The 20,759-nt window shown below is 59.3% G+C and carries 21 protein-coding genes; 14 read left to right on the top strand and 7 right to left on the bottom strand.

Annotation, left to right across the window (positions count from 1 at the left end):
* Positions 1-15 precede the first annotated feature (15 nt).
* From ACGK9W_RS20335 to ACGK9W_RS20320, 4 genes are read right to left on the bottom strand one after another with little or no spacing between them, the layout of a single operon-like run.
* Positions 16-1,338 (bottom strand): tetratricopeptide repeat protein, encoded by a 1,323-nt coding sequence (locus tag ACGK9W_RS20335; RefSeq protein ID WP_405418449.1) that lies wholly within the window; start codon positions 1,336-1,338, stop codon positions 16-18.
* Between the two features lie 53 nt (positions 1,339-1,391).
* Positions 1,392-1,766 (bottom strand): hypothetical protein, encoded by a 375-nt coding sequence (locus ACGK9W_RS20330; RefSeq protein WP_405418447.1) that lies wholly within the window; start codon positions 1,764-1,766, stop codon positions 1,392-1,394.
* Positions 1,763-2,455, bottom strand: a complete 693-nt coding sequence (locus ACGK9W_RS20325) for an anti-sigma factor family protein (RefSeq protein ID WP_405418445.1) — start codon at positions 2,453-2,455, stop codon at positions 1,763-1,765. The genes ACGK9W_RS20330 and ACGK9W_RS20325 overlap by 4 nt, the downstream gene beginning before the upstream one ends.
* 10 nt (positions 2,456-2,465) lie before the next feature.
* A complete protein-coding gene (locus ACGK9W_RS20320) occupies positions 2,466-3,053 on the bottom strand; it encodes an RNA polymerase sigma factor (protein ID WP_008173164.1) in 588 nt (195 codons plus the stop codon).
* A gap of 224 nt (positions 3,054-3,277) precedes the next feature.
* Here ACGK9W_RS20320 and ACGK9W_RS20315 point away from each other — a divergent pair, with 224 nt between their 5' ends.
* Positions 3,278-4,213, top strand: coding sequence for a DUF4382 domain-containing protein (locus tag ACGK9W_RS20315; RefSeq protein WP_405418443.1), 936 nt, complete (start codon positions 3,278-3,280; stop codon positions 4,211-4,213).
* A gap of 59 nt (positions 4,214-4,272) precedes the next feature.
* Here ACGK9W_RS20315 and ACGK9W_RS20310 read toward each other — a convergent pair whose 3' ends face one another.
* Together ACGK9W_RS20310 and mrcB are read right to left on the bottom strand one after the other, a co-directional pair.
* Positions 4,273-4,854, bottom strand: a complete 582-nt coding sequence (locus ACGK9W_RS20310) for a tetratricopeptide repeat protein (protein WP_405418441.1) — start codon at positions 4,852-4,854, stop codon at positions 4,273-4,275.
* On the bottom strand, positions 4,851-7,181 hold the full coding sequence (mrcB, locus tag ACGK9W_RS20305) for a penicillin-binding protein 1B (RefSeq protein WP_108019623.1): 2,331 nt from the start codon (positions 7,179-7,181) through the stop codon (positions 4,851-4,853). Before mrcB ends, ACGK9W_RS20310 begins: the two co-directional genes overlap by 4 nt.
* 157 nt (positions 7,182-7,338) lie before the next feature.
* Between mrcB and ACGK9W_RS20300 the strand changes: the two genes are divergently transcribed.
* The 3 genes from ACGK9W_RS20300 to ACGK9W_RS20290 are packed head-to-tail and all read left to right on the top strand — an operon-like array spanning position 7,339 to position 9,666.
* Entirely contained in the window at positions 7,339-8,889 is a 1,551-nt protein-coding gene (locus ACGK9W_RS20300; protein ID WP_405421120.1) for an AAA family ATPase, read from the top strand.
* A 40-nt stretch (positions 8,890-8,929) separates the two neighbouring features.
* A complete protein-coding gene (locus ACGK9W_RS20295; RefSeq protein WP_014575923.1) occupies positions 8,930-9,298 on the top strand; it encodes a pentapeptide repeat-containing protein in 369 nt (122 codons plus the stop codon).
* On the top strand, positions 9,295-9,666 hold the full coding sequence (locus tag ACGK9W_RS20290) for a Rieske (2Fe-2S) protein (protein ID WP_405418439.1): 372 nt from the start codon (positions 9,295-9,297) through the stop codon (positions 9,664-9,666). Before ACGK9W_RS20295 ends, ACGK9W_RS20290 begins: the two co-directional genes overlap by 4 nt.
* Here ACGK9W_RS20290 and sfsA read toward each other — a convergent pair.
* Positions 9,650-10,381, bottom strand: a complete 732-nt coding sequence (sfsA, locus tag ACGK9W_RS20285) for a DNA/RNA nuclease SfsA (RefSeq protein ID WP_405418437.1) — start codon at positions 10,379-10,381, stop codon at positions 9,650-9,652. The genes ACGK9W_RS20290 and sfsA overlap by 17 nt on opposite strands.
* A gap of 179 nt (positions 10,382-10,560) precedes the next feature.
* Between sfsA and dksA the strand changes: the two genes are divergently transcribed.
* From dksA to panC, 10 genes are all read left to right on the top strand, one after another.
* The gene (dksA, locus tag ACGK9W_RS20280; protein WP_008173182.1) at positions 10,561-11,001 is read left to right on the top strand and encodes an RNA polymerase-binding protein DksA; all 441 of its coding nucleotides are present in this window, start codon (positions 10,561-10,563) and stop codon (positions 10,999-11,001) included.
* A gap of 61 nt (positions 11,002-11,062) precedes the next feature.
* The gene (gene gluQRS / locus ACGK9W_RS20275) at positions 11,063-11,935 is read left to right on the top strand and encodes a tRNA glutamyl-Q(34) synthetase GluQRS (RefSeq protein WP_405418435.1); all 873 of its coding nucleotides are present in this window, start codon (positions 11,063-11,065) and stop codon (positions 11,933-11,935) included.
* A gap of 50 nt (positions 11,936-11,985) precedes the next feature.
* Positions 11,986-12,162, top strand: coding sequence for a hypothetical protein (locus tag ACGK9W_RS20270; RefSeq protein WP_008173184.1), 177 nt, complete (start codon positions 11,986-11,988; stop codon positions 12,160-12,162).
* Entirely contained in the window at positions 12,152-15,115 is a 2,964-nt protein-coding gene (locus ACGK9W_RS20265; RefSeq protein ID WP_014575918.1) for an ATP-binding protein, read from the top strand. Before ACGK9W_RS20270 ends, ACGK9W_RS20265 begins: the two co-directional genes overlap by 11 nt.
* Before the next feature lie 7 nt (positions 15,116-15,122).
* Positions 15,123-16,526: a sigma-54 dependent transcriptional regulator gene (locus tag ACGK9W_RS20260; RefSeq protein WP_008169641.1), complete on the top strand. Its 1,404-nt coding sequence runs from the start codon at positions 15,123-15,125 to the stop codon at positions 16,524-16,526.
* 469 nt (positions 16,527-16,995) lie between these two features.
* Complete coding sequence (locus ACGK9W_RS20255) at positions 16,996-17,205, top strand: hypothetical protein (RefSeq protein ID WP_008169646.1); 210 nt, start codon at positions 16,996-16,998, stop codon at positions 17,203-17,205.
* A complete protein-coding gene (pcnB, locus tag ACGK9W_RS20250) occupies positions 17,198-18,562 on the top strand; it encodes a polynucleotide adenylyltransferase PcnB (protein ID WP_288367465.1) in 1,365 nt (454 codons plus the stop codon). The genes ACGK9W_RS20255 and pcnB overlap by 8 nt, the downstream gene beginning before the upstream one ends.
* A complete protein-coding gene (gene folK, locus ACGK9W_RS20245) occupies positions 18,562-19,059 on the top strand; it encodes a 2-amino-4-hydroxy-6-hydroxymethyldihydropteridine diphosphokinase (protein WP_053114247.1) in 498 nt (165 codons plus the stop codon). Before pcnB ends, folK begins: the two co-directional genes overlap by 1 nt.
* A 59-nt stretch (positions 19,060-19,118) precedes the next feature.
* Complete coding sequence (gene panB / locus ACGK9W_RS20240) at positions 19,119-19,913, top strand: 3-methyl-2-oxobutanoate hydroxymethyltransferase (RefSeq protein ID WP_008169652.1); 795 nt, start codon at positions 19,119-19,121, stop codon at positions 19,911-19,913.
* Entirely contained in the window at positions 19,910-20,758 is an 849-nt protein-coding gene (gene panC / locus ACGK9W_RS20235; RefSeq protein WP_053114245.1) for a pantoate--beta-alanine ligase, read from the top strand. Before panB ends, panC begins: the two co-directional genes overlap by 4 nt.
* Position 20,759 lies beyond the last annotated feature (1 nt).

Below are 20,759 nucleotides of genomic sequence, written 5' to 3'. Positions count from 1 at the left end.
CTTTGCCTTGCAGAGCTAGAAGGCCCCTTCCAGGGTGAACATCAGCGTCTGGCGCTGATAGTCATACTGCGACAGACTGCTTCTGTTATCCCGAACCAGCCACTCCCCCCGGACCAGCCAAAGGCTGTCCAGAGACTTCTCCGCAAGCAATCCGATCTCCAGACGGTTATCTGTTCTGCGACCGCTCTCGCCTTCCCCGGACACCAACTGATGGGCGTCCCGGTATCGACTGTGGCGTACAGAGCTGGTTGTTCCGAATACGATATCTGGCCGCCAGCGGTAGCGACCGGCAAATTCCAGTGTGTGGTGGGTAGGTGAGACACTGATAAACTCACTGGTTGTTTGCAGATCCCGCCGGTCATTGATTTCCAATGAGTAGTCGCCGTCCAATCGCCAGGGTCCCAGGTACTTCCGCGCATGAACGCGTGCCCGATACCACTGTCCGTCATAGGCCTCGAAGCCTGAACCACCATTCACGGTAGCCGCCGCCAGGGCGATTCCACATTGATCCGGGGCTACGGGTAGCGAACACGCACGCCAACGATAAAACCCCTCGATGCCGTATCGGGTTTCAAGGGATTCGCTGCCAAACCAGGACTTCACCAACGACACCAGAGCGCCGCGTTCACCTGCAGCGAGGGTCTCAGACCAGGCCAGTCGTCCCTGCACCACCTGAGTGTCGTACTCGTCATCGGACGGATGTTCCCGGGAATAGGCGGCAGCATCGAGGGCAAGCCGTGAGCGGGTACCGACTGGCCGCTCGTAGGTTCCGGCAGCCAGCGCTTCGAGGAACATCCCACCTTCACTCGACGCCGTATCCTCGGGCAGGCCGGCAATATTGGAATCGTAACCGCCAGAGATACCCAGATAGCCGCGAATGGAGGGCTGGCGGGCCAACCGGGGCGATCCACCATCCAGTTTATTCAGTTGCGCTCGGGCCAGTGCCCGGATTTTATCCGGAGCGCTCTCGGCCGACGCCTGCTCGAACCAGCGACGGGCTTCGGCAGACTCCTCCGTGGCAAGCGCGACCAGACCGAGGTTATAACGCGCCAGGGCGCCATTGGCGCCGTCGAGCAAGGAACGGAAGGCAGATTCAGCGGCGCCATAATCGCCCAGCTGGTAGCAGACAACACCGAGGTTATAGAAAAGCGAGGGAGATCTCAGGCCAGCATCAACGGCCCTCTGGAAGCGCTGTTTCGCGGCGTTCAGGTCTCCTGCTTCAAAGGCTTCAACGCCGGCACGGAAATCCTCCATGCCGGCTTCCGTTTCAGCCGCCTGAAGAATCATCGTGGGCATTAACAACAGGATCAGGGACAGGGCGCGCCAAAATACCAGCAAACAGGTTTCTCCGGATTAATCCACGCGGGGCAGGACCGGTTATATATCCGGTTTCAGCGATCCAGCCCTGGTGCATCCGGCAGCTCTGGGCGTTCCGGCCGCTCCGGTAACTCAGGCTTACCCTTGATCAGCTCCCGGGATTGCCTGGCTTTTTCGGACATGGACTCACCAAACTCGCGCCCCCTTTCTCGGGCTTCACTCGCCGCATCCAGCCCGCGAGAGCCAGACTCACCCGGATTCTCGGGTTTTCCGATAGTGCGGGGCAACTCGATTTCCCGCACGACCGAATCGGTGAGTTCTGCGTCGTCAGTCACCATGCGCATGGTAACATCCAGATCATCATTAGCCAGTGTTGTTGCAGGGACCCAAAACCCCAACATCAGCAATCCGACCAGCCTGGCACTCAATAAGAACCTGCAACCTGTCATGATTCGGGATCCTCGACCGAGCGTTGTGGATATTCGGGAATCGGGGCCCGAAAGGTTTTCTGTCGATCTCCGGTGTCCAGTCGGGCCACCAACTCACCGGCACCGGGAAAGAGGAGCTTCAGGGGCAGCGACAAAACGTTCTCCCCGGCATTCAGGCTCACCTGCCAGCTAAGCTCTCGCTGACCCGGCCAGGAGGCCACCTCCACATTGGGCGGCAGCTCCAGAGTCAGCGTGACATCTTCCAGGGCTTCACCGGAGTGGAAGGCAAGACGCACGAGTTTTTCAACCGGTTCGGCAATTCCGATTGCCGGTTCTTCACTCGCACTTTCCGATAGCGCAACGGCAGGGTCTGCAATGTCAGCAACACCACCCGGCTGCAAAAAGACACCCAGACCAATGCCCAGCGCGAGTGCTGCCGCAATGGCGCCACCCAGCGCCCCGTGGCTCCATCCGGCCGTCGGATTGACTGCACCTCGGGCCGAAGACAAGACACGATTGTGGAAATCAGGGGAAGGTGCCGGAACGCTGAACTGTTCCTGCAACGCCCGGTTCAGAGACCGCTCCGAGGCAAGCCACCCTCTGCACGACGTGCAGGCAGCAACGTGCTCCTGCACCCGGTCACGGGCGGGGGCGGAAAGCTCATTGTTGATGTAGTCGGGTAGATCCACCCGGATTTCATTGCAGGACATTGTCTTCACCTCACTCCCCCACACGTCCGGCCGGCTCGGTTGGTTCCAGCTCCCGCTGCAATTTCTTTCGCAGGGCGGCCCGACACCTGTGCAATCGCGATTTCACGGTTCCCAACGGGATGTCCAGCACCTCCGCGATGTCTTCCTGGCGCCAGCCGTCCACATCATGAAGCAACAAAAGAGTTCGCTGATCGGGCGTCAGAGTCATCATGACCCGATCCAACGCCGGTCCAAGGCGCGACTGCTCCAGTTGCAGATCCGGGCCAACACTGTCGGATTCAAGGCTGTCCAGCCAATCGGCCTGGCTTTCACTGCCTACCAGCTCCGTCAACGGGCGGTCACTCTGTCGGTTCTTACGCCGCACCTGATCAATAAACTGCCTGTAGAGCACCCGATTCAGCCAGGGCCTTAGCTGGTCAACGCTTTCCAGCTCATCAAGCTTTGGGAACAGCTTGACCACGACATCCTGAACCAGATCCTCAGCATCCTGTTGCTGACCCGCCAGACGGTAAGCAAACCGGTACATCGCATCCAGATGGGGCCGCACCAGGGCGTCGAAACGCCGGGACTTCGAGGGCTTGAAAGGAAAAATTGCCAAAGCCGTTGTTTACCTGCGTGGGTTCATGCCAGCGGCGCAGTCTATCTCAAGTCGCCGGGCCGATGCATTGGCCGCGTTCCCGATCTGACGATTCAACGGTTGCCCGGACATTAGGGAACGTTAACAAAATTTCCGGAACTCTGCCCTCTACCGCAGCGTGAGGGTGGAGTCAGGTAGCGATGTTGCTTCGCTATGAGTCCAGCAAATAAACCTTGGAGGTTTATATGAAACGTTCGGTTCAACTTATTGCCATTTCAACTCTTGCTGCGGGCATGGCGGCCTGTGGTGGCAGTGGTAGCGACAGTTCAGCGTCCTCGGGCACCGGAACAGTGTCCTTTGGTATTACCGACGCCCCGGCCATGGACCTGCGCAATGTCACCATTGCTTTCACGGAAATTCGTTTAAAACCCGAGGAAGGACAATGGGTGGAATTTCCCCTTGAAGGCTTCGAACAGGTGAATCTGCTGGATCTTCAGGGTGGCCTGAGCGAACCTCTGATTACAGATGAAGAAGTACCTGCCGGCACATACACCGAGCTTCGACTGATTGTCGACACGGATAACTCGTTTGTGAAGCGCGAATCTACAGGCGACAGCGAGTACTCACTGGCAGTTCCGTCTGGCGAGCAAAGTGGCCTCAAGCTTAAGGGTGAATTCCTGGTGGCCGCAGACACAACCACCAACTTCACCATCGACTTTGACGTGCGCAAGTCCATCGTCGACCCTCAGGGTAAGGCCCTGGCCGACTATATGCTGAAACCGTCCCTGAGACTGGTCAACAACCTTGAGGTTGGCTCTATCAGTGGACAAGTTGATGTGGCGCTGATCCGCTCGACGCGCCTCGAAGACGACGGTGTGGCTGATTGTGAGTATGACGGCGCTGTTTACGTCTTCTCTGGTGAGAATGCCGAAACCTCAGATCTGAATGTAAACAATGAGGAAGGCAACCCTTTAATGATTGTGCCGGTTGAGCTCGATGATGAATCTAGCCTCTACAGCTATACGGCAGCATTCCTGCCAGAGGGTAACTACACCATCAGTTACAGCTGCCAGGAGGACAACAACGAGGAGGATGACAACCTTGACTTCGAGGGAACACAGAGCCTTGAGGTTGTTGCCAACCAGACAACCGAAGCCGAGCTGATTCCTCTGGTCGAATAAGCACCTGTCCTGGCAGTCGGTCGCTGAACAACAGGGACCGCCTGCCAGGCAAGAAACAGTTAGAGTGCGGCGGCCCTTTCCTCGGCCTGATCCGCACCCGCCACATTACCTCGAGCCCGGCGAATATCCGCCAGCAACAGCCAGCCGGCTCTCTGCAGCCGAATATCACTTCCCGCCAGGGACAACCCCTTCAGGGTGAACTGCTCCGCTGAGCCCAACTGATTACCCGCCACATAGGCCTCGGACAACTTGAAATACACCTCCGCAGATCGGGGGGCGATCCGCTGTGCCCGTTCGAGGCGTGCGATAGCGCCAGAGACGTTACCTTGGGCCAACAGCTGATCGGCCTCACGTACCAGGCTGAGCGCCGCCGGTGAGAGCCCATCCCCGGTTTCCCGATAGCTAGGGGAGCTGGACCGGGCCGGTTCCCGGGTTTCCGAAGCCGCCTCTGGCTGTTCGCTCTTGCGCCACACGGGGGCTTCGCTTTCTTCGCTATCAGTACTGGTTCTGGGTGGTTCGGGCGCCTTGGCCGGCTCACTGCCGATCGGCACGTAGATTCCGCCTCCTGGCCCGGAAGCACAACCAGCCACGGATAGCAGCGTGGCGATCAGGGCAGTCCTTAACGAAAGTCGGTCAATCATTGAAACAGTCCTTCAAACCAACCCCGGATTCGACGTTCCAGAGTTCCGGAGCATGAAATTGTCTGCGTGGGTTCACTGCCAGCAATGTAGGGCAGCAGGCGGGCATTGTCGCAGTATTCGTCTGTGAGTGCCTGCCGCTCCGAATTCACCCAGTGATAACTGACCCCGTCGGGTACCACCGGCGAGAAGCCGTGCTGGGGAACCTGCGCCATAAACCTCGACCACACCGGCAGAGCGCCACTGGCCCCGGTCAGTGAAGTTGGCCCGTTATCATCCCGCCCAACCCAGGCCACCGCAAGCAGGTCGCCACTGAACCCGGCAAACCAGGAGTCCCTACCATCATCGGTGGTGCCGGTCTTGCCGGCAAGACTGAGCTCTTCAGGCACGGTGTAATAGGCAGAGCGTCCTGTCCCCTCCTGCATGGTTTCCTGCATTGCGTATTGCACCAGGTGCACGGCGGCGGGATCGGCCACTTGCTCAACTTCAAGACTGTAACGGGATAGCGCCTCACCGCCGGCGTCCGTGACTTCACGGATCGTGCGCAGCGGCGTATTGAAGCCGGATGTCGCCAGCCCCTGATAGATCTGCGCCACGGTCACCGGGCTCATGGAAACCGAGCCCAGAAGCATCGACGGGTAACGTGAAATCGGGGTATCGACGCCGAACGCTGTCAGCGTCTCCTGCACCCGATCCACTCCGATATCCAGCCCGACACGCACGGCAGGCAGGTTGTAAGAGTGGGACAGGGCCTTGTGCAGGGGTACTTCGCCCCGCTCCTCGCCATCATAGTTCTTGGGCTGCCAGCGTTTGCCATCGTCGAATTCCAGGGTAAAGCTCTTATCCAGCACCGGTGTGGTCAGGGTATACCTCTCCGGCTCCTGCAACGCCGACAGATAGATAAACGGCTTGATCAACGATCCGATGGGACGGTTGGCATCCAGTGCCCGGTTGAACCCGGCAAATTGCGGGTCGCGGCCACCCACAAGTGCCAGCACTTCCCCGGAATCCTTCGCAGTGACTACCAGAGTCGCTTCCAGCGCCTCGGCATTCTGCCCACCGCCCAGCCTCGGGAGGGTATCGGTTACCGCATACTCTGCCGCGTACTGGATCGCCGGGTTCAGGGTCGTGAAAATCCGCAAACCTTCACTGCGCAGATCCTCTTCCTTGTAATCGCGGGCAAGGTGTCGCCGAACCAGATCGATATAGGCCGGGTACCGATTTTCCGAATACGACGGGCGCTCACTGACGCCCAGCGGCAATCCACGAGCCCTGGACGCGCGCCCCGGCTCAATGAGGCCGGCCTGTTCCATTTCAGAAATCACCAGATTCCGCCGCTCGGTTGCGCGCTCCGGGTGGCGGCGCGGATTGTAGTAACTGGGGCCTTTGACCATGCCCACCAGCAAAGCGATCTGGTGCACATCCAGATCCTTGAGGGATTCGCCAAAATAGAACTGGCTGGCAAGACCGAAACCATGAATGCTGCGCGTACCGGCTTGTCCGAGGTAGACCTCGTTCAGATAGGTTTCGAGGATATCGTCTTTTTCATAGTGCAACTCCAGGAGCACCGACATCAGGGCTTCGTTGGCCTTTCTCACCAGCGTCTGCTCTCGAGTCAGAAAGAAGTTTTTCACCAATTGTTGAGTCAGCGTGCTGCCACCCTGAACGATGCGCCCGGCCTGGATGTTGGCAAGCATGGCCCGGCCAATAGAAAGTGGCGCGATGCCGAAATGGTCGTAGAAGTTACGATCCTCCACCGCCATCAGAGTGGTGGGCAACAGGGCCGGCACTTCATCCAGCTGAACCAGCACCCGGTCCTCCTTGTGCGCCGGGTAGATGCCGCCAATCTGCGCCGGCTCAAGCCGCACAATCGGGGCATTATCGCCTTCAATCACCGAAAAGCCCTGAACCCGATCGCCAGATATCATCAGTGAGATCCTGCGCCTGGGTTCATCGCCGTCCGGGAAGGAAAAGCCCCGGGTACTGATCACAAAGCGATTGCCCGTGCGCTGGTAACTGCCGGATTTCCTGCCGTCACCCTTACGGAAACCGGAGAGGCTCAGTTCCCTCTCCAGGGCACCGGCACTGACGCTGGCGCCATCGAAAAGCTCCAGAGGGCGCGCGTAAACCCGGGACGGAACCTCGAAACGCCGGCCCTCGAAACGGGAGGTCACCACGGCATCGAGGTAAACCATCCAGCCAGCCAGCAAAACGAGACCGATGGCACATAACCGGAACATAAAACGCCAGAACCACGGCCGGCGACCGTTGTTGGAGGAACGTCTGGAGGGCTTTCGCCTCGGGCTGGAAGATGCTTTGGATTTTTTCATGCCGCGATTATAACGAAGGGAGCGGTGAGGAAGGCAGGCCATCCGTGTGTTATTTCTGTAATCTGCCCGTTATGATAGAGCAAGAAAAATCAATGGGTTCAGGGAACGCGAGGAGAGCACGGTGAGTGAGACATCCCCAGGCAATCTGATTCTGGCCATGCAGAATCCAGACCTGTACGACCATCCTGTCGATGGTTTGCAGGTTATCGAAACTCACATCTCACAGGTGATCCTGACCGGTGACTACGCCTACAAGATCAAGAAGCCCATGGATTTCGGCTTCCTGAACTTCTCCACCCTCGATCGCCGAAAGCATTTCTGCGAGGAGGAGCTCAGGCTCAATCGGCGACTGGCCAACAAACTGTATCTGGAGGTGGTACCCATCACCGGCACGCCCGACAACCCCATCCTCGGTGGGGAGGGAGAAGCCTTCGAATACGCCATCAAGATGCGTCAGTTCGGCCAGGAGCATCTCTTCGATCGCCTGCAGGAACAGGGGGAGCTGGCACCCGAGCTGTTGACCGATCTTGCCCGGCAGGTCGCCGCCTTCCACGATCAGTTACCGGCCGTGCCGGACGAAAAACCGCTTGGCACCCCGGAAGCCGTGTTTGCCGCCATGCAGGAGAACTTCGACCAGATCCGTCCGATGATTGACGATTCGGATCTGCTTATGCAGCTGGACAACCTCCAGGCCTGGACCGAATCCACCTTCGAGCGCCACCGGGAGCTGATTGCCCTTCGCCGCGCCAGCGGTATGGTCCGGGAGTGCCACGGCGACCTGCATCTGGCGAACATCACCCGCTTCGAGGGCGAGGTCACCGTTTTCGACTGCATCGAATTCAACGAGCCCTTCCGATGGATCGACGTGATCAACGATCTCGCGTTCCTGTTGATGGATCTGGAGTCCCGTGGGGAAAGCGCCCTTGCCAATCAGGTGCTCAATACGTACCTGGAATACCGCGACGACTTCGAAGCCCTGCCCTTGTTGCCGCTGTATAAGGCATACCGGGCTATGGTGCGCGCCAAGATCGCCCTGTTTACCATGGGGAACCCGGGGCTCACCGATGCTGAAAAAGCCGACCTGATGCAGCGCTATCGAGCCTACGCCCAACTGGCCGAGGATTACGGCACTATTCCGAATCACTATCTGCTGGCAACCACCGGGCTGTCCGCCAGCGGCAAGACCTGCGTCAGCGCCGCCATGGCCAATGAACTGGGGCTGATACGCCTGCGCTCCGATGTCGAGCGCAAGCGCCTGCACGGACTGGCCCCACTCGACAGCTCCCGCTCACCGACCGGCGGCAATCTTTACACAGAAGAAGCGACAGAGAAAACCTATCAGCGGCTGGCGGAGCTTGCCAGTCACGTTCTGGCAGCCGGTTTTCCGGTGATTGTGGACGCCGCCAGCCTGAAACAGAAAGAGCGGGCCCTGCTGGCATCGATAGCCGAAGATCAGGGTGTGCCCTTTGCCCTGATCCATTGCGAGGCGCCGGAAGATCTGCGCCGGGAGTGGATCCGCAATCGCAAGGGCGATGCCTCCGAGGCAACCGAGGAATTGCTGGACGCCCAGCAAACCTGGTTTGAACCGTTAACCGCGGAGGAGAAGAGCCACACCATCCACCTGCACACTGACCAGGAGCATGTGGCAGAGGCGGTGGCCGACCGGATCCGCCAACATCTGGGCATCCCCGGCGGCAAGGCCGACTAAGAACAACAACTGGCTCCCACTGGCGAGCGCGAGGTTCGATATGGACGATAAAAGCGAACACGAAGTACATCAGATCAGTCACCCGCTCTACGATATTCTTCGTAGCGAAGACATGCAGGCGTTCAATGCTGAAAAGGCAAAGCTTGCAGAGTTACCCAGTTTCGCCCATGGCGATTTCCGGGGTCTGGATCTCAGGGGAATGGATGCCAAGGGGCTGGATTTCCGCCACGCCTACTTCCGGGGCGCCGACCTGCGAGGTGTCGACTTCTCGAAATCCCGAATGGAAGGCTCCAGTATTGCCAGCGCCAAGATTTCCGGCTGCTATTTTCCGCATCGTCTGGACGCCGATGAGATCGTCATGTCCCTGAATCACGGGACCCGCATGCGATACACGATCTTGCCGAAATGAGCAGCGTCCCGCATACCTGGCAGCCCGTCTGTCCGGCCTCCGAGCTGACACCGGGCCAATTCTTGGAATTCCGGCTCCGAGAGAAGGCCCGGGAGCCGGCAGGCATGCCGCTGACCGGGTTCCTGTTTCTGGACGGTGGCACGCCCCGCGCCTACCTGAACATCTGCCCGCATCTGGGCGTTGAACTGAACTGGATGCCCGGCCGGTTCATGGATTCCGACAACCTGTTTATCCAGTGTTCCACCCACGGCGCCCTGTTCAAGCCCTCAGACGGCGAATGCATTGCCGGGCCCTGCCAGGGCGATGCGCTCACCCAGCTGGACCTGCGGGAGCGGGACGGCCAGATTGAGGTCAGACTTCCAGAATAACGGGCACCGATTCGGTCAGGGTCAACACACCTGTTGGCGTGCCGTCGCTCTCGCTCAGATCGGCACGATAGGCGATCACTTCCACGCCAGCATCGCAGGCCTCCCGCAGTAACTCACCGTATTTTCGATCAATATGGTCCGCCGGGCGAACGGTTTGAATGCCGGTGTGATTCACCACGAAAAACAGCACCGCGCGATCGCCCTGCTCAACCTGGGCAATCAGCTCCCGCAGATGCTTCTGGCCGCGCTCGGTCACCGCATCGGGGAAAAAACCCTGAGCATCTTCCGCCAGCGTGACATTCTTGACCTCCACCCAGGCATCGGCCGCGGTGTCATGACCGGAAAGCAGCAGGTCGATCCGGCTATTCTCCGAACCATACTTAACCTCGGCGCGGCACTCGGAATAGCCGGCCAGCTCCACCACGGTGCCAGCTTGTACGGCCGCCCGAGCCTGGCTGTTCGGCCGGGCGGTGTTCACGCAGGCCAGTTGCCCGGGCGAGGTTTCCACCAACTCCCAGGTGTACTGGAGTTTGCGCTTGGGGTTATCGCTACGGCTAAGCCAGACTCGGGCATCCTCCGGCTGACAGCCCAGCATGGAGCCGGTGTTCGGACAATGGGCCGTAATTTCTGAACCATCCGGCAGACGCACGTCTGCCAGAAAGCGTTTGTAGCGGCGGATAAGCCGGCCTTCAACCAGCGGTTCTGGAAACTTCATGTGATCTCCGTACAAAAGTCGATGTCACAAGGCTGGCACCCCCGTGACTAATCTGCTATTTTCCGCAAATTCCCGTTTCAGGACGAATGCTTCATCCAGGGTACAACCGCGCAGCCACGGGGGCTCACGCGGAGGGAAGCAAACCGTTCTTGTGAAGTACAAACAAGAGGCCGGGTTCAATGGCAACTACTGCAGAACAACCACGCGAACGTTTTACCAACTTCACCCCCTATGAAATGAAGAAGGGTGAAGAGTACATGAGTGCGGAAATGCTCCAGCACTTCAAAGATCTGCTGCTGCAATGGAAGCAGGAGCTGATGGAAGAAGTCGACCGCACCATGCACCACATGCAGGAAGACGCCGCAAATTACGCGGATCCCAGCGATCGCGCAACCCAGGAGGAAGAATTCAGCCTGGAGCTGCGTACCCGCGACCGCGAGCGGAAGCTGATCAAGAAGATTGACCAGACCATCGACCGCATCGACAAAGACGACTATGGCTTCTGCGATCAGTGTGGCGTAGAAATCGGTATCCGCCGTTTGGAAGCTCGACCAACAGCCACCCTGTGCATCGACTGCAAGACACTGGCCGAGATTCGCGAACGCCAGACCGGCATCTGAGCCTACTACGCAACAGCTGCCGGTTGGGGCTTTTCCCAGCCCCGCCGGCTGACTGACCGCCATGAACAACCCTCAATACCGGGGCCGGTTTGCGCCCTCTCCGACAGGCCCGCTGCACTTTGGCTCCCTCGTTACCGCACTTGCCAGCTTTCTGGAAGCCCGCAGCCAGGGCGGCCAGTGGTTTATCCGCATTGAAGACCTGGATCCTCTGAGAGAGCCGCCGGAGGCGACCGGCCAGATCATTGCCAGCCTTGACGCCCACGGGCTGTTTCCCGACGAGCCGGTACGCTTTCAATCCAGACGTCACGACGCCTATCAGCACGCCGTTAACCGGCTGCTTGAAAGCGGCTACGCGTATCGCTGCCAGTGCTCGCGCAAGGAATTGCAGGCCAATGAGGGGCGCCACCCGAACCAGTGCCGCACTCGCACAGAAATCGACGGTGACCGGCCATTCGCAATCCGCTTTGCCCTCGAAGACGAAGACTGCCACTGGCAGGACCAGCTGCTGGGACCCCAGCACCAGACGGTGCAAGCAGAGCTTGACGATCCGGTCATCCTCCGCAAGGAGGGGTTCTACGCCTATCAAATGGCGGTGGTGGTCGATGACATTGATCAGGGCATCACGGACGTGGTGCGTGGTTCGGATCTGCTGGACATGACGGCGCAGCAGCAACAGATTTATCGTGCCCTGGGTGCTCTTCCTCCACGCTGGCTTCACATCCCGGTCATACTCAACGCGCAGGGTCAGAAGCTGAGCAAGCAGACCCATGCGCCAGCTCTTGATGATGACAAGCCTGTCGACAACCTGTTCATGGCGCTCGTTGCTCTTGGTCAGAACCCGCCTGCCAACCTTGCCAGCGGTTCGCTGGATTCGCTGCTGGAGTGGGGCCGGAGTAACTGGCGACGGGGCGCCATCCACCTGACATCCCGGTGAGGGACATGGTATAAAGCCCTTCTCACACCTCAGCGCGGATAGCATGCCTGATGTATATCTACCGTCTGGTCTTCCTGTTGGTACTGGCCATCTATATCTTTTCTCCCAACATCCTTGACTGGTGGACTTCGCCGGGAAACGTCTGGTATAGCCCCTACCTTATCTGGGCCGGGCTGATCGCCATCGGTTTCTGGCTTGAATGGCGGCGGGACCCCAATGAGTTTTAGTCCCTCCGGCCTGCTGCTCGCCAGCCTCCTGTATCTGATTCTGCTGTTCGGCATCGCCTGGTTTACCGAAAAAGGCATGGTCCCCCGGCGCTGGGTTCGCCACCCCCTGGTTTATGTGCTCAGTCTGGGTGTCTATGCCGGCATATGGGCGGTCTACGGCGCGGTTGGTATGGCCGCCGAATCCGGCTACGGCTTTCTGGCTTACTATCTCGGCATCAGCGGCGCTTTCCTGCTGGCGCCTGTGCTTCTGAACCCGGTCATGAGGATCGGACGCGCCTATCAGCTCACGTCCCTCGCCGATCTGTTTGCCTACCGCTACCGAAGCCAGTGGGCTGGCACCCTGGTCACCCTCTGCTCCGGCGGGGCCATTCTGGCCTTGCTGAGCATGCAGATACAGGCCGTCGCCACCTCTGCCAGCATTCTTGCGCCGGACACATCGCCTGCGGTAATCAGCGTGATGTTCAGCTTGATCGTGGTGCTTTTCGCCATGCTATTCGGGGCAAGGCGCGACCAGAACTCGGAAAACCATCAGGGGCTGGTGCTGGCCATTGCTTTTGATTCGCTGGTGAAACTTGTGGCATTGCTGGTGCTCGGGGGCGTCATTCTCTTCGGGGTCTTTGACGGCATGAGCGGACTGGAAAGCTGGCTGGACAACCGGACGTCGCCAGCCACAACCATGACCCTGAGCATTGACGACGGCAGTTGGCGGGCACTGATGCTGATGTCCTTTGCTGCTGCTCTGGTACTGCCACACATGTACCACATGACCTTCAGCGAAAACCCCTCGCCCAAGGCCCTGGCAAAAGCCAGCTGGGGCCTGCCACTCTATCTGTTGCTGCTCGGCCTGCCGGTGCCCCTGATTCTCTGGGGAGGCCAGGAGCTGGCGGTGACCACAGGGCCCGGATTCTTTGCCATCGGGGCAGCCCAGGCCATGGAAAGCCCGGCACTGACACTGCTGATGTACATTGCCGGCCTGTCAGCGGCCAGCGGCCTGATGATCGTCAGCACCCTGGCACTGGCGGGCATGGCGTTGAACCACGTGGTGTTGCCCCTGAAAACCCCGAAAGACCAGGGCGATATCTACCGGTGGCTGCAGTGGATCAAGCGCCTGCTCATCGCCGTGATCATTTTCCTGGCGCTGCTGTTTCATGAAGTTGTCGGCAAAAACCTCGACCTGTCCATTCTCGGCGCCATTTCCCTCTCCGGCACTTTGCAACTGCTGCCCGGCGCCCTGGGCGTGATTTACTGGCCCGAGGGCAATCGCCGCGGCCTGATCGCCGGCCTTGTTGTCGGGCTGGCCATCTGGGTGGTGACGCTCGTGCTGCCATTCTCGCACACGGCCAATCTGCTGGCCTGGCTGGATGCGCCACTGATACCGGACTACAGCAACTGGCATATCTTCACGTTCGTAAGCCTGACTGCCAACATTACCGTGTTTGCGCTGATTTCCATCCTCAGCACCAGCACCAGTGAGGAGAACAGCGCAGCCCAAGCCTGCTCACTGGGCGCACTGTCCCGTCCGCAACGCCGTGAATTGCTGGCCACGTCCTCCAGTGACTTTGTGAGACAGTTAGCGGAGCCGCTGGGCTACGGTGTGGCGCGGCGAGAAGTGGAGCGGGCACTGGGCCAGTTGAAACTGCCCAATGTGGAGTATCGGCCGTACCAGCTCAGGCGACTGCGCGACCAGGTGGAAATAAACCTGTCTGGCCTGCTCGGCCCCTCCGTGGCCCGGGACATGGTCAAGCGCCATCTCGGCTTCAAGCCCATGGCCCAGGGCGGCACTGCCCAGGACATCCGCTATGTAGAACGCGCCCTCGGCGACTACCAGAACCGATTGACCGGCCTGGCCGGCGAGCTGGACAACCTGCGCCGGCATTACCGCCAGACCCTTCAGAACCTGCCGATTCCTGCCTGCTCCGTGGGCGAGGACGGTGAAATCCTGATGTGGAACCACGCCATGGAGGCGCTCACCGGCATCACCGCCGATGACGTGGTCGGTGCCAGGCTGATGGCACTGCCCGAGCACTGGCACCTGCTGCTTGATGACTTCAACCGTGGCCCGGACCTGCATCGCTACAAGCATCGCCTGGACCTGCGTGGCAAACCCCACTGGCTGAACCTCCACAAAGCGGCCCTGAGCGGACCGGACCACACCGAAGGTGGCAGCATTATCCTGGTCGAGGACCAGACCGAAACGCGGCTGCTTGAGGACGAACTGATGCACAGCGAACGGCTGGCATCGGTGGGAAGACTCGCCGCCGGTGTCGCCCACGAGATCGGGAACCCGGTCACCGGTATCTCATCCCTGGCCCAGAACCTGAAACTGGAAACCGACAACCCGGACATCCTGGACACCGCTGACCAGATCCAGCAGCAGACCCGGCGCATCTCTACCATTTTGCAGTCGCTGATGAACTTTGCCCGCACCGGCAATCATGCCCAGGCCAACCGGTACGAGCCGGTAGCGATTCATCGCTGTGTGGAAGAATCAATCAACCTGCTGTCGCTCAGCGACAAGGGCCTGGGCATTCACTATGTCAACGACTGCCCGCCCTCTTTGCAGGTGCTGGGAGATGAGCAGCGTCTGGTCCAGGTATTCGTCAACCTGCTGGCGAACGCCCGCGATGCCTCACCGGAAGGCGGTACCATCCGGGTCAGTGGAAAGGGCGATGGCTACTCCGCTATCATCGAGGTGGTTGATGAGGGCTCCGGTATTCCCGGGGATCAACTCGATCATATCTTCGAGCCGTTTTACACCACCAAGGCCCCCAACAAGGGAACCGGTCTTGGCCTGTCGCTGGTGTACAGCATTATTGAAGAGCACTATGGCAACGTTCAGGTGGAAAGCCCGGCTAATGCCGACACCGGCCGCGGAACCTGCGTGAGGCTGAGATTGCCAGCCTACGAACCGGAAACCGGCACTATTGCCATCAGCCAGAACCAAAGGTCTTGAGACTGTTATGCCTCGCATTCTGATCGTGGAAGACGAAGACATTATTCGCTCGGCAGTGCGCAAACTGTTGTTGCATGCCGGCTATGAGGTCGCCGATGCGGCCTCCGTTGAGGAAGCCGAACAGAACCACGAACCCGATCAGTTCGATCTGATCATTTCCGACCTGCGTCTGCCAGGCGCTGCGGGCACCGAACTGATCAATCGCGCACCCAACACGCCGGTGCTGATCATGACCAGCTATGCCAGCCTGAGATCAGCGGTGGACTCCATGAAAATGGGCGCCGTTGAGTACATCGCCAAACCGTTTGATCACGATGAAATGCTGGCCGCGGTCGAAAACATTCTGGCCCGGAAACCCGCCGGCCGGAACTCGGGTGACGACTCGGCACCAGCCCTGGAAACGCCGGAAAGCAGCGATCCTGCCAACATTATGTTCGGCCAGTGTGAGCCAATGCAGCGGGTGTTCACGCTGATCCGTAAAGTCGCACCGACAGAAACCACTGTTCTGATCCAGGGCGAATCAGGAACCGGCAAGGAGTTGGCGGCCCGCGCCCTGCACCTGCTCAGCCCCCGCGCTGCCAAGCCGCTGATTTCGGTCAACTGCGCGGCTATCCCCGAAAGCCTGATTGAATCGGAACTGTTCGGCCATGAAAAGGGCGCTTTCACCGGCGCGGTATCGGCCAGGACCGGCCTGATCGAGGCCGCCGATGGCGGCAGCCTGTTTCTGGACGAAATCGGAGAACTGCCGGCCGAAGCCCAGGCACGCCTGCTACGGGTTCTGCAAGAGAGCGAGATCCGGAAAGTCGGCTCCACCCAGAGCCGTACCGTCAACGTGCGGATGATTGCCGCCACCCACCGAAACCTCAAGGCCATGACTCGTACCGGAGAGTTCCGGGAAGACCTCTACTACCGGTTGAACGTCATGCAGATCCGTATCCCGCCGCTGCGTGAGCGCCAGAGCGATATTCTGGGACTGGCCCGCCGCTTCCTGAAACGCCAGGGCGAGAGAATGGGCAAGCCCGATCTCAATCTAAGCCCCGAGGCGATGCGCGCCCTCGAACGCCATCGCTGGCCGGGAAACGTACGGGAACTGGAGAACGCCATTGAGCGCGCAACCATCCTGTGTGACGGCGACGTGATCACGCCCTCATTGCTGGACCTGGACAGCGAAGGCAGCGACGAATACATCCCCGAGACTCTCGTGGACGGCAACAACGAGCAGACACATACCCGGGAGGTGGACGCGTCCAACGATCTCTCCCTCGAAGATTACTTCCAGCATTTTGTTCTCGAGAACCAGGACCGCATGAGCGAGACAGAATTGGCCCAGAAACTGGGCATCAGCCGAAAATCGCTCTGGGAACGTCGCCAGCGTCTCGGCATACCCCGGAAAAAATCCTCTGGCAACTGAGTCCGGCATAGTATGAACCCGGGCTCAGTTGTTACCCCATGTTCCTGTCGGTAACACTCCTCACGAAAGTAACGTGACCTCAGTAACACTTAGGTTGAATACGGGGTAACACTTATGGCCTACAAATTCGTAAGACTCTGTTAATAAACGAAATTCAAAAATTGGCACATGGACTGCAACCTATTTGGCGCACAACAACAAAAACAAGAGTGACAAAGCAGCGCCAACAACAAGAACAAAAAGCTGCAGGATGCGTTCGGTAACAAAAACAACAACAGAACGTAAGCGAACTGAGTGTTTTGGGTATTTTGCTTTTTAGTGGTCCCACGGCACGTGCGAGTTGTAGATGTAGAGAAGAATCACCTTCCAGGTGACGCTGCAGCTACCCAAGGCCCGCTCGATGTCTCTGACCGCTCTGTGTATTCAAAGCTTTCCGTTTGCACTGCTGAGATGCCCCTGAAGTGGGGATATGCAGTGGGGTACAAAAACCAAGAAAAATCCCGGCAAAAACAAAAACAATGCAGATCGTCAACGCTTTGAGGGCGGATTCGTGAAAACGGATCCGCCTTTTGATTATCTGGGCTCCGAAACGGTAATCCACGGCAAACGTGTGCAAATCCTGCTCAAACCGTTAAACTCTCGGTTTTTGCTCATCGCAACCACGGATTTCAATGCCTAAACGACTTGTCGACAAACTCCGTTCCTTCATGCCCGGCAACGGAAAAAAGAAAGCCCGCACCTACCAGCGACGGGAAATCCCCAGGGACCAGCACAACGTCTCCCGCTCGGTTATCAGCGAACCCGCCAAGAAAGTTCTGCATCGCCTGAACAAATCAGGCTATGAAGCATACCTCGTGGGCGGCGGCGTAAGAGACATCCTGCTGGGCGGCAAGCCCAAGGATTTCGACATCGCGACCAATGCCACCCCCGAGGAAGTGCACGACCTGTTCCGGAACTCCCGGTTGATCGGACGGCGATTCCGGATTGTCCACGTGGTGTTTGGCCGCGAGGTCATTGAGGTGACCACGTTCAGGGGCAACGCTGCGGAAGCAGACACCGACACCGATGATGACGATCGCAGGACCAGTGAACACGGCCTGCTTCTGCGTGACAACGTATACGGCAACCAGGAAGAAGACGCCCTGCGTCGCGACTTCACCGTCAATGCGCTTTACTACTGCATCCGCGACTTTACCGTAATCGACTTTGCCAACGGGATCGAGGATCTGCGCAACCGCCAGCTGCGACTGATTGGCGATCCCGAGACGCGGTACCGGGAAGACCCCGTGCGCATGCTTCGCGCTATCCGTTTTGCAGCCAAACTCGGCTTTGACATTGAACCGGAGACCGAGGCCCCGATCGGGGAACTGGCCCCTCTATTAACCCATATTCCGCCGGCCCGCCTGTTTGATGAAGTGCACAAACTGTTTTCCGCAGGCCATGGCGAAGCCACTTACGACCTGCTGACCCGTTACAATCTGCTGGAGCCTCTGTTCCCGGAGACGGTCAGGGCCATTGAGTCGGGTGAGCCGGACGAGCTGATCCGCCAGGCCCTGAGAAACACGGATGCCCGGATTGCCCAGGGCAAATCGGTCACGCCCTATTTCCTGTTTGCCGCCATGCTTTGGCCGGCACTTCAGGCAGAGTGGCATCGCAGGCAGGACAACGGTGACCCGGTCCAGCCCGCATTGCACGGCGCCATTGGAAAGGTGATTGGCCGTCAGGTGCAGGCAACCTCGATTCCGAAACGATTCTCTGGCCCGATGAAGGAGATCTGGGAACTTCAGATGCGACTGCCCCGACGCCAGGGCAAGCGGGCCTTTGCCACCATGACTCATCCACGGTTCCGGGCCGCTTACGATTTCCTGCTGGTTCGCGAGGCGTCTGGTGAGATTGAGCCCGGGCTTGGCCAATGGTGGACCGAGTTCCAGCAGGAAGATGAACGGGGCCAGGAGCGAATGCTCTCACAACTGAGCACCGACGCCCCCAAGAAGCGGCGGCGCCGCCGCAAACCGGTCAAACGCCCAGCCCAGTAATGATGACAGACGTCTTTATCGGTCTTGGCAGCAACCTGAAAGACCCTGCAGCCCAGTTGGCCCGGGCGGTCTCCGCCCTGGCCAACCTGCCGGAGACGGTACTGGTGGCCCAATCGCCCTTTTATGCCAGCCGCCCGGTCGGCCCCCAGGACCAGCCCGACTTCGTCAACGGCGCGGTATGGCTCAGAACCTCCCTGCTACCACACCAACTGCTTGATGAACTGCAGAACGTCGAACAACAGCACGGCCGGGAGAGACTTCGCCACTGGGGACCCCGAACGCTTGATCTGGACATACTGATCTTCGGCGATCAGATGTTGGACGACGAGCGCCTCACCGTACCTCATCGGGAACTGCGGAACCGGGACTTTGCGCTCCAGCCTCTGCTGGACCTGAAGGCCGGCCTGACTCTGCCCGACGGCACACCGATTGCCAAACTGCGTAGCCAATGCCCCGACAACGGCTTGCGCAAGCTTCCACCGGCGGATTACCCTTAACACTTCAATGCCGATACCCCGGCACGCCCAGGCCCATCCACCCAAAAGGCAAGGATTCTATGGCTGTTACCATCAATACCCTGCGTGAGTTCAAGCAGAAGGGCGAAGCCTTCGCTGCCCTTACCTCCTATGACGCCACCTTTTCCCAGGTGGTCAGTGAAGCGGGCGTTCACGTAATCCTTATCGGCGACTCCCTCGGGATGGTGCTTCAGGGGCATGACAGCACCCTGCCGGTGACCATGGACCAGATGGTGTATCACGTCAGCTGCGTGGCCAAAGGAAACCGTGGGTCCCTGATCATGGCCGACATGCCCTTCATGAGCTACGGCACGGTCGAGTCTGCCCTGGAGAACGCAGCGGAACTGATGCGCGCGGGCGCGCACATGGTAAAACTCGAGGGTACGGACTGGATGAAAGAAACCATTACCGCTCTGACCGAGCGCGCCGTGCCCGTGTGCGCACATCTGGGCCTCACGCCGCAGTTCGTCAATAAATTTGGCGGCTACAAGGTCCAGGGCCGTGACGAGAAAGCGGCGGAGATGATGATTGAGCACGCCTGCGAGCTGGAAGCCGCCGGCGCCGATGCCATACTGCTGGAGTGCGTTCCCGCGCCGCTGGCGGCACGCATCTCCCAGGCCGTCAAAGCACCGGTCATCGGGATAGGTGCCGGGCCAGACACCGACGGACAGATTCTGGTATTGCACGATATGCTGGGCATTACCACTGGCCGTAAGCCACGATTCGTCAAGAACTTCCTGGCAGAAACAGATTCGGTACAGGAAGCCCTCCAGGCCTACGTGAAAGCCGTAGGCGAGCGCTCATTCCCCGCTGAGGAGCATACGTTCAAGGCATGAGAACCGTACATTCTTTGAAAGAATTGAGAACCATCCTCCGCGGCTACCGGCAGCAGGGCAAAACCATCGGCCTGGTACCCACCATGGGCAACCTGCACGAGGGCCATATCTCCCTCGTGCGCAAAGCAGCGGAGATGGCGGATGTGGTGGTTACCAGCATCTTCGTGAACCCGATGCAGTTCGGAGCCGGCGAAGATCTCGAGACCTACCCGAGAACCCTGGCTGAAGACCAGGACAAGCTCGCCTCGGCCGGTAACACACTGGTATTCGCGCCTTCCGCCGAGGAAATCTATCCGGAAGGGCTGGCAAGTCAGACCCAGGTGGTCGTGCCGGATGTCAGCGACGGCCACTGTGGCGCCAGTCGCCCGGGTCACTTTGAGGGCGTAGCCACGGTGGTCACCATGCTGTTCAATATGGTGCAGCCGGACTTCGCTGTATTCGGCGAGAAGGATTTTCAGCAACTGGCCGTGATCCGGAAAATGGTCCGGGATCTGATGATCCCTGTTGATGTGGTGGGCGGCCCCACGGTGAGAGAGGACGACGGCCTGGCGAAAAGCTCGCGCAATGGTTACCTGACGCCCGAGGAACGGCAGATTGCGCCAGCGGTCTACCAGACTCTGCAGGCCACGGCGGCCAAGATCACCGATGGTCGTACAGACTTCCAGGCCCTGGAAAGCGAAGCTGAGCAGAGTCTCGGGGACGCAGGGCTCAGGCCGGACTACTTCAATATCGTCAACAGTCAGACACTCAAACCGGCCACGGCTGAAGATCGGGAGATTACCATCCTGACGGCAGCTTTCCTGGGCACCACCCGCTTGATCGATAACCTGTCCCTGACCCGATAAG

The organism is Marinobacter flavimaris (genome assembly GCF_045057155.1).
Taxonomy (GTDB): Bacteria; Pseudomonadota; Gammaproteobacteria; order Pseudomonadales; family Oleiphilaceae; genus Marinobacter; species Marinobacter manganoxydans.
This window is presented reverse-complemented; position numbering and strand designations above follow the sequence as displayed.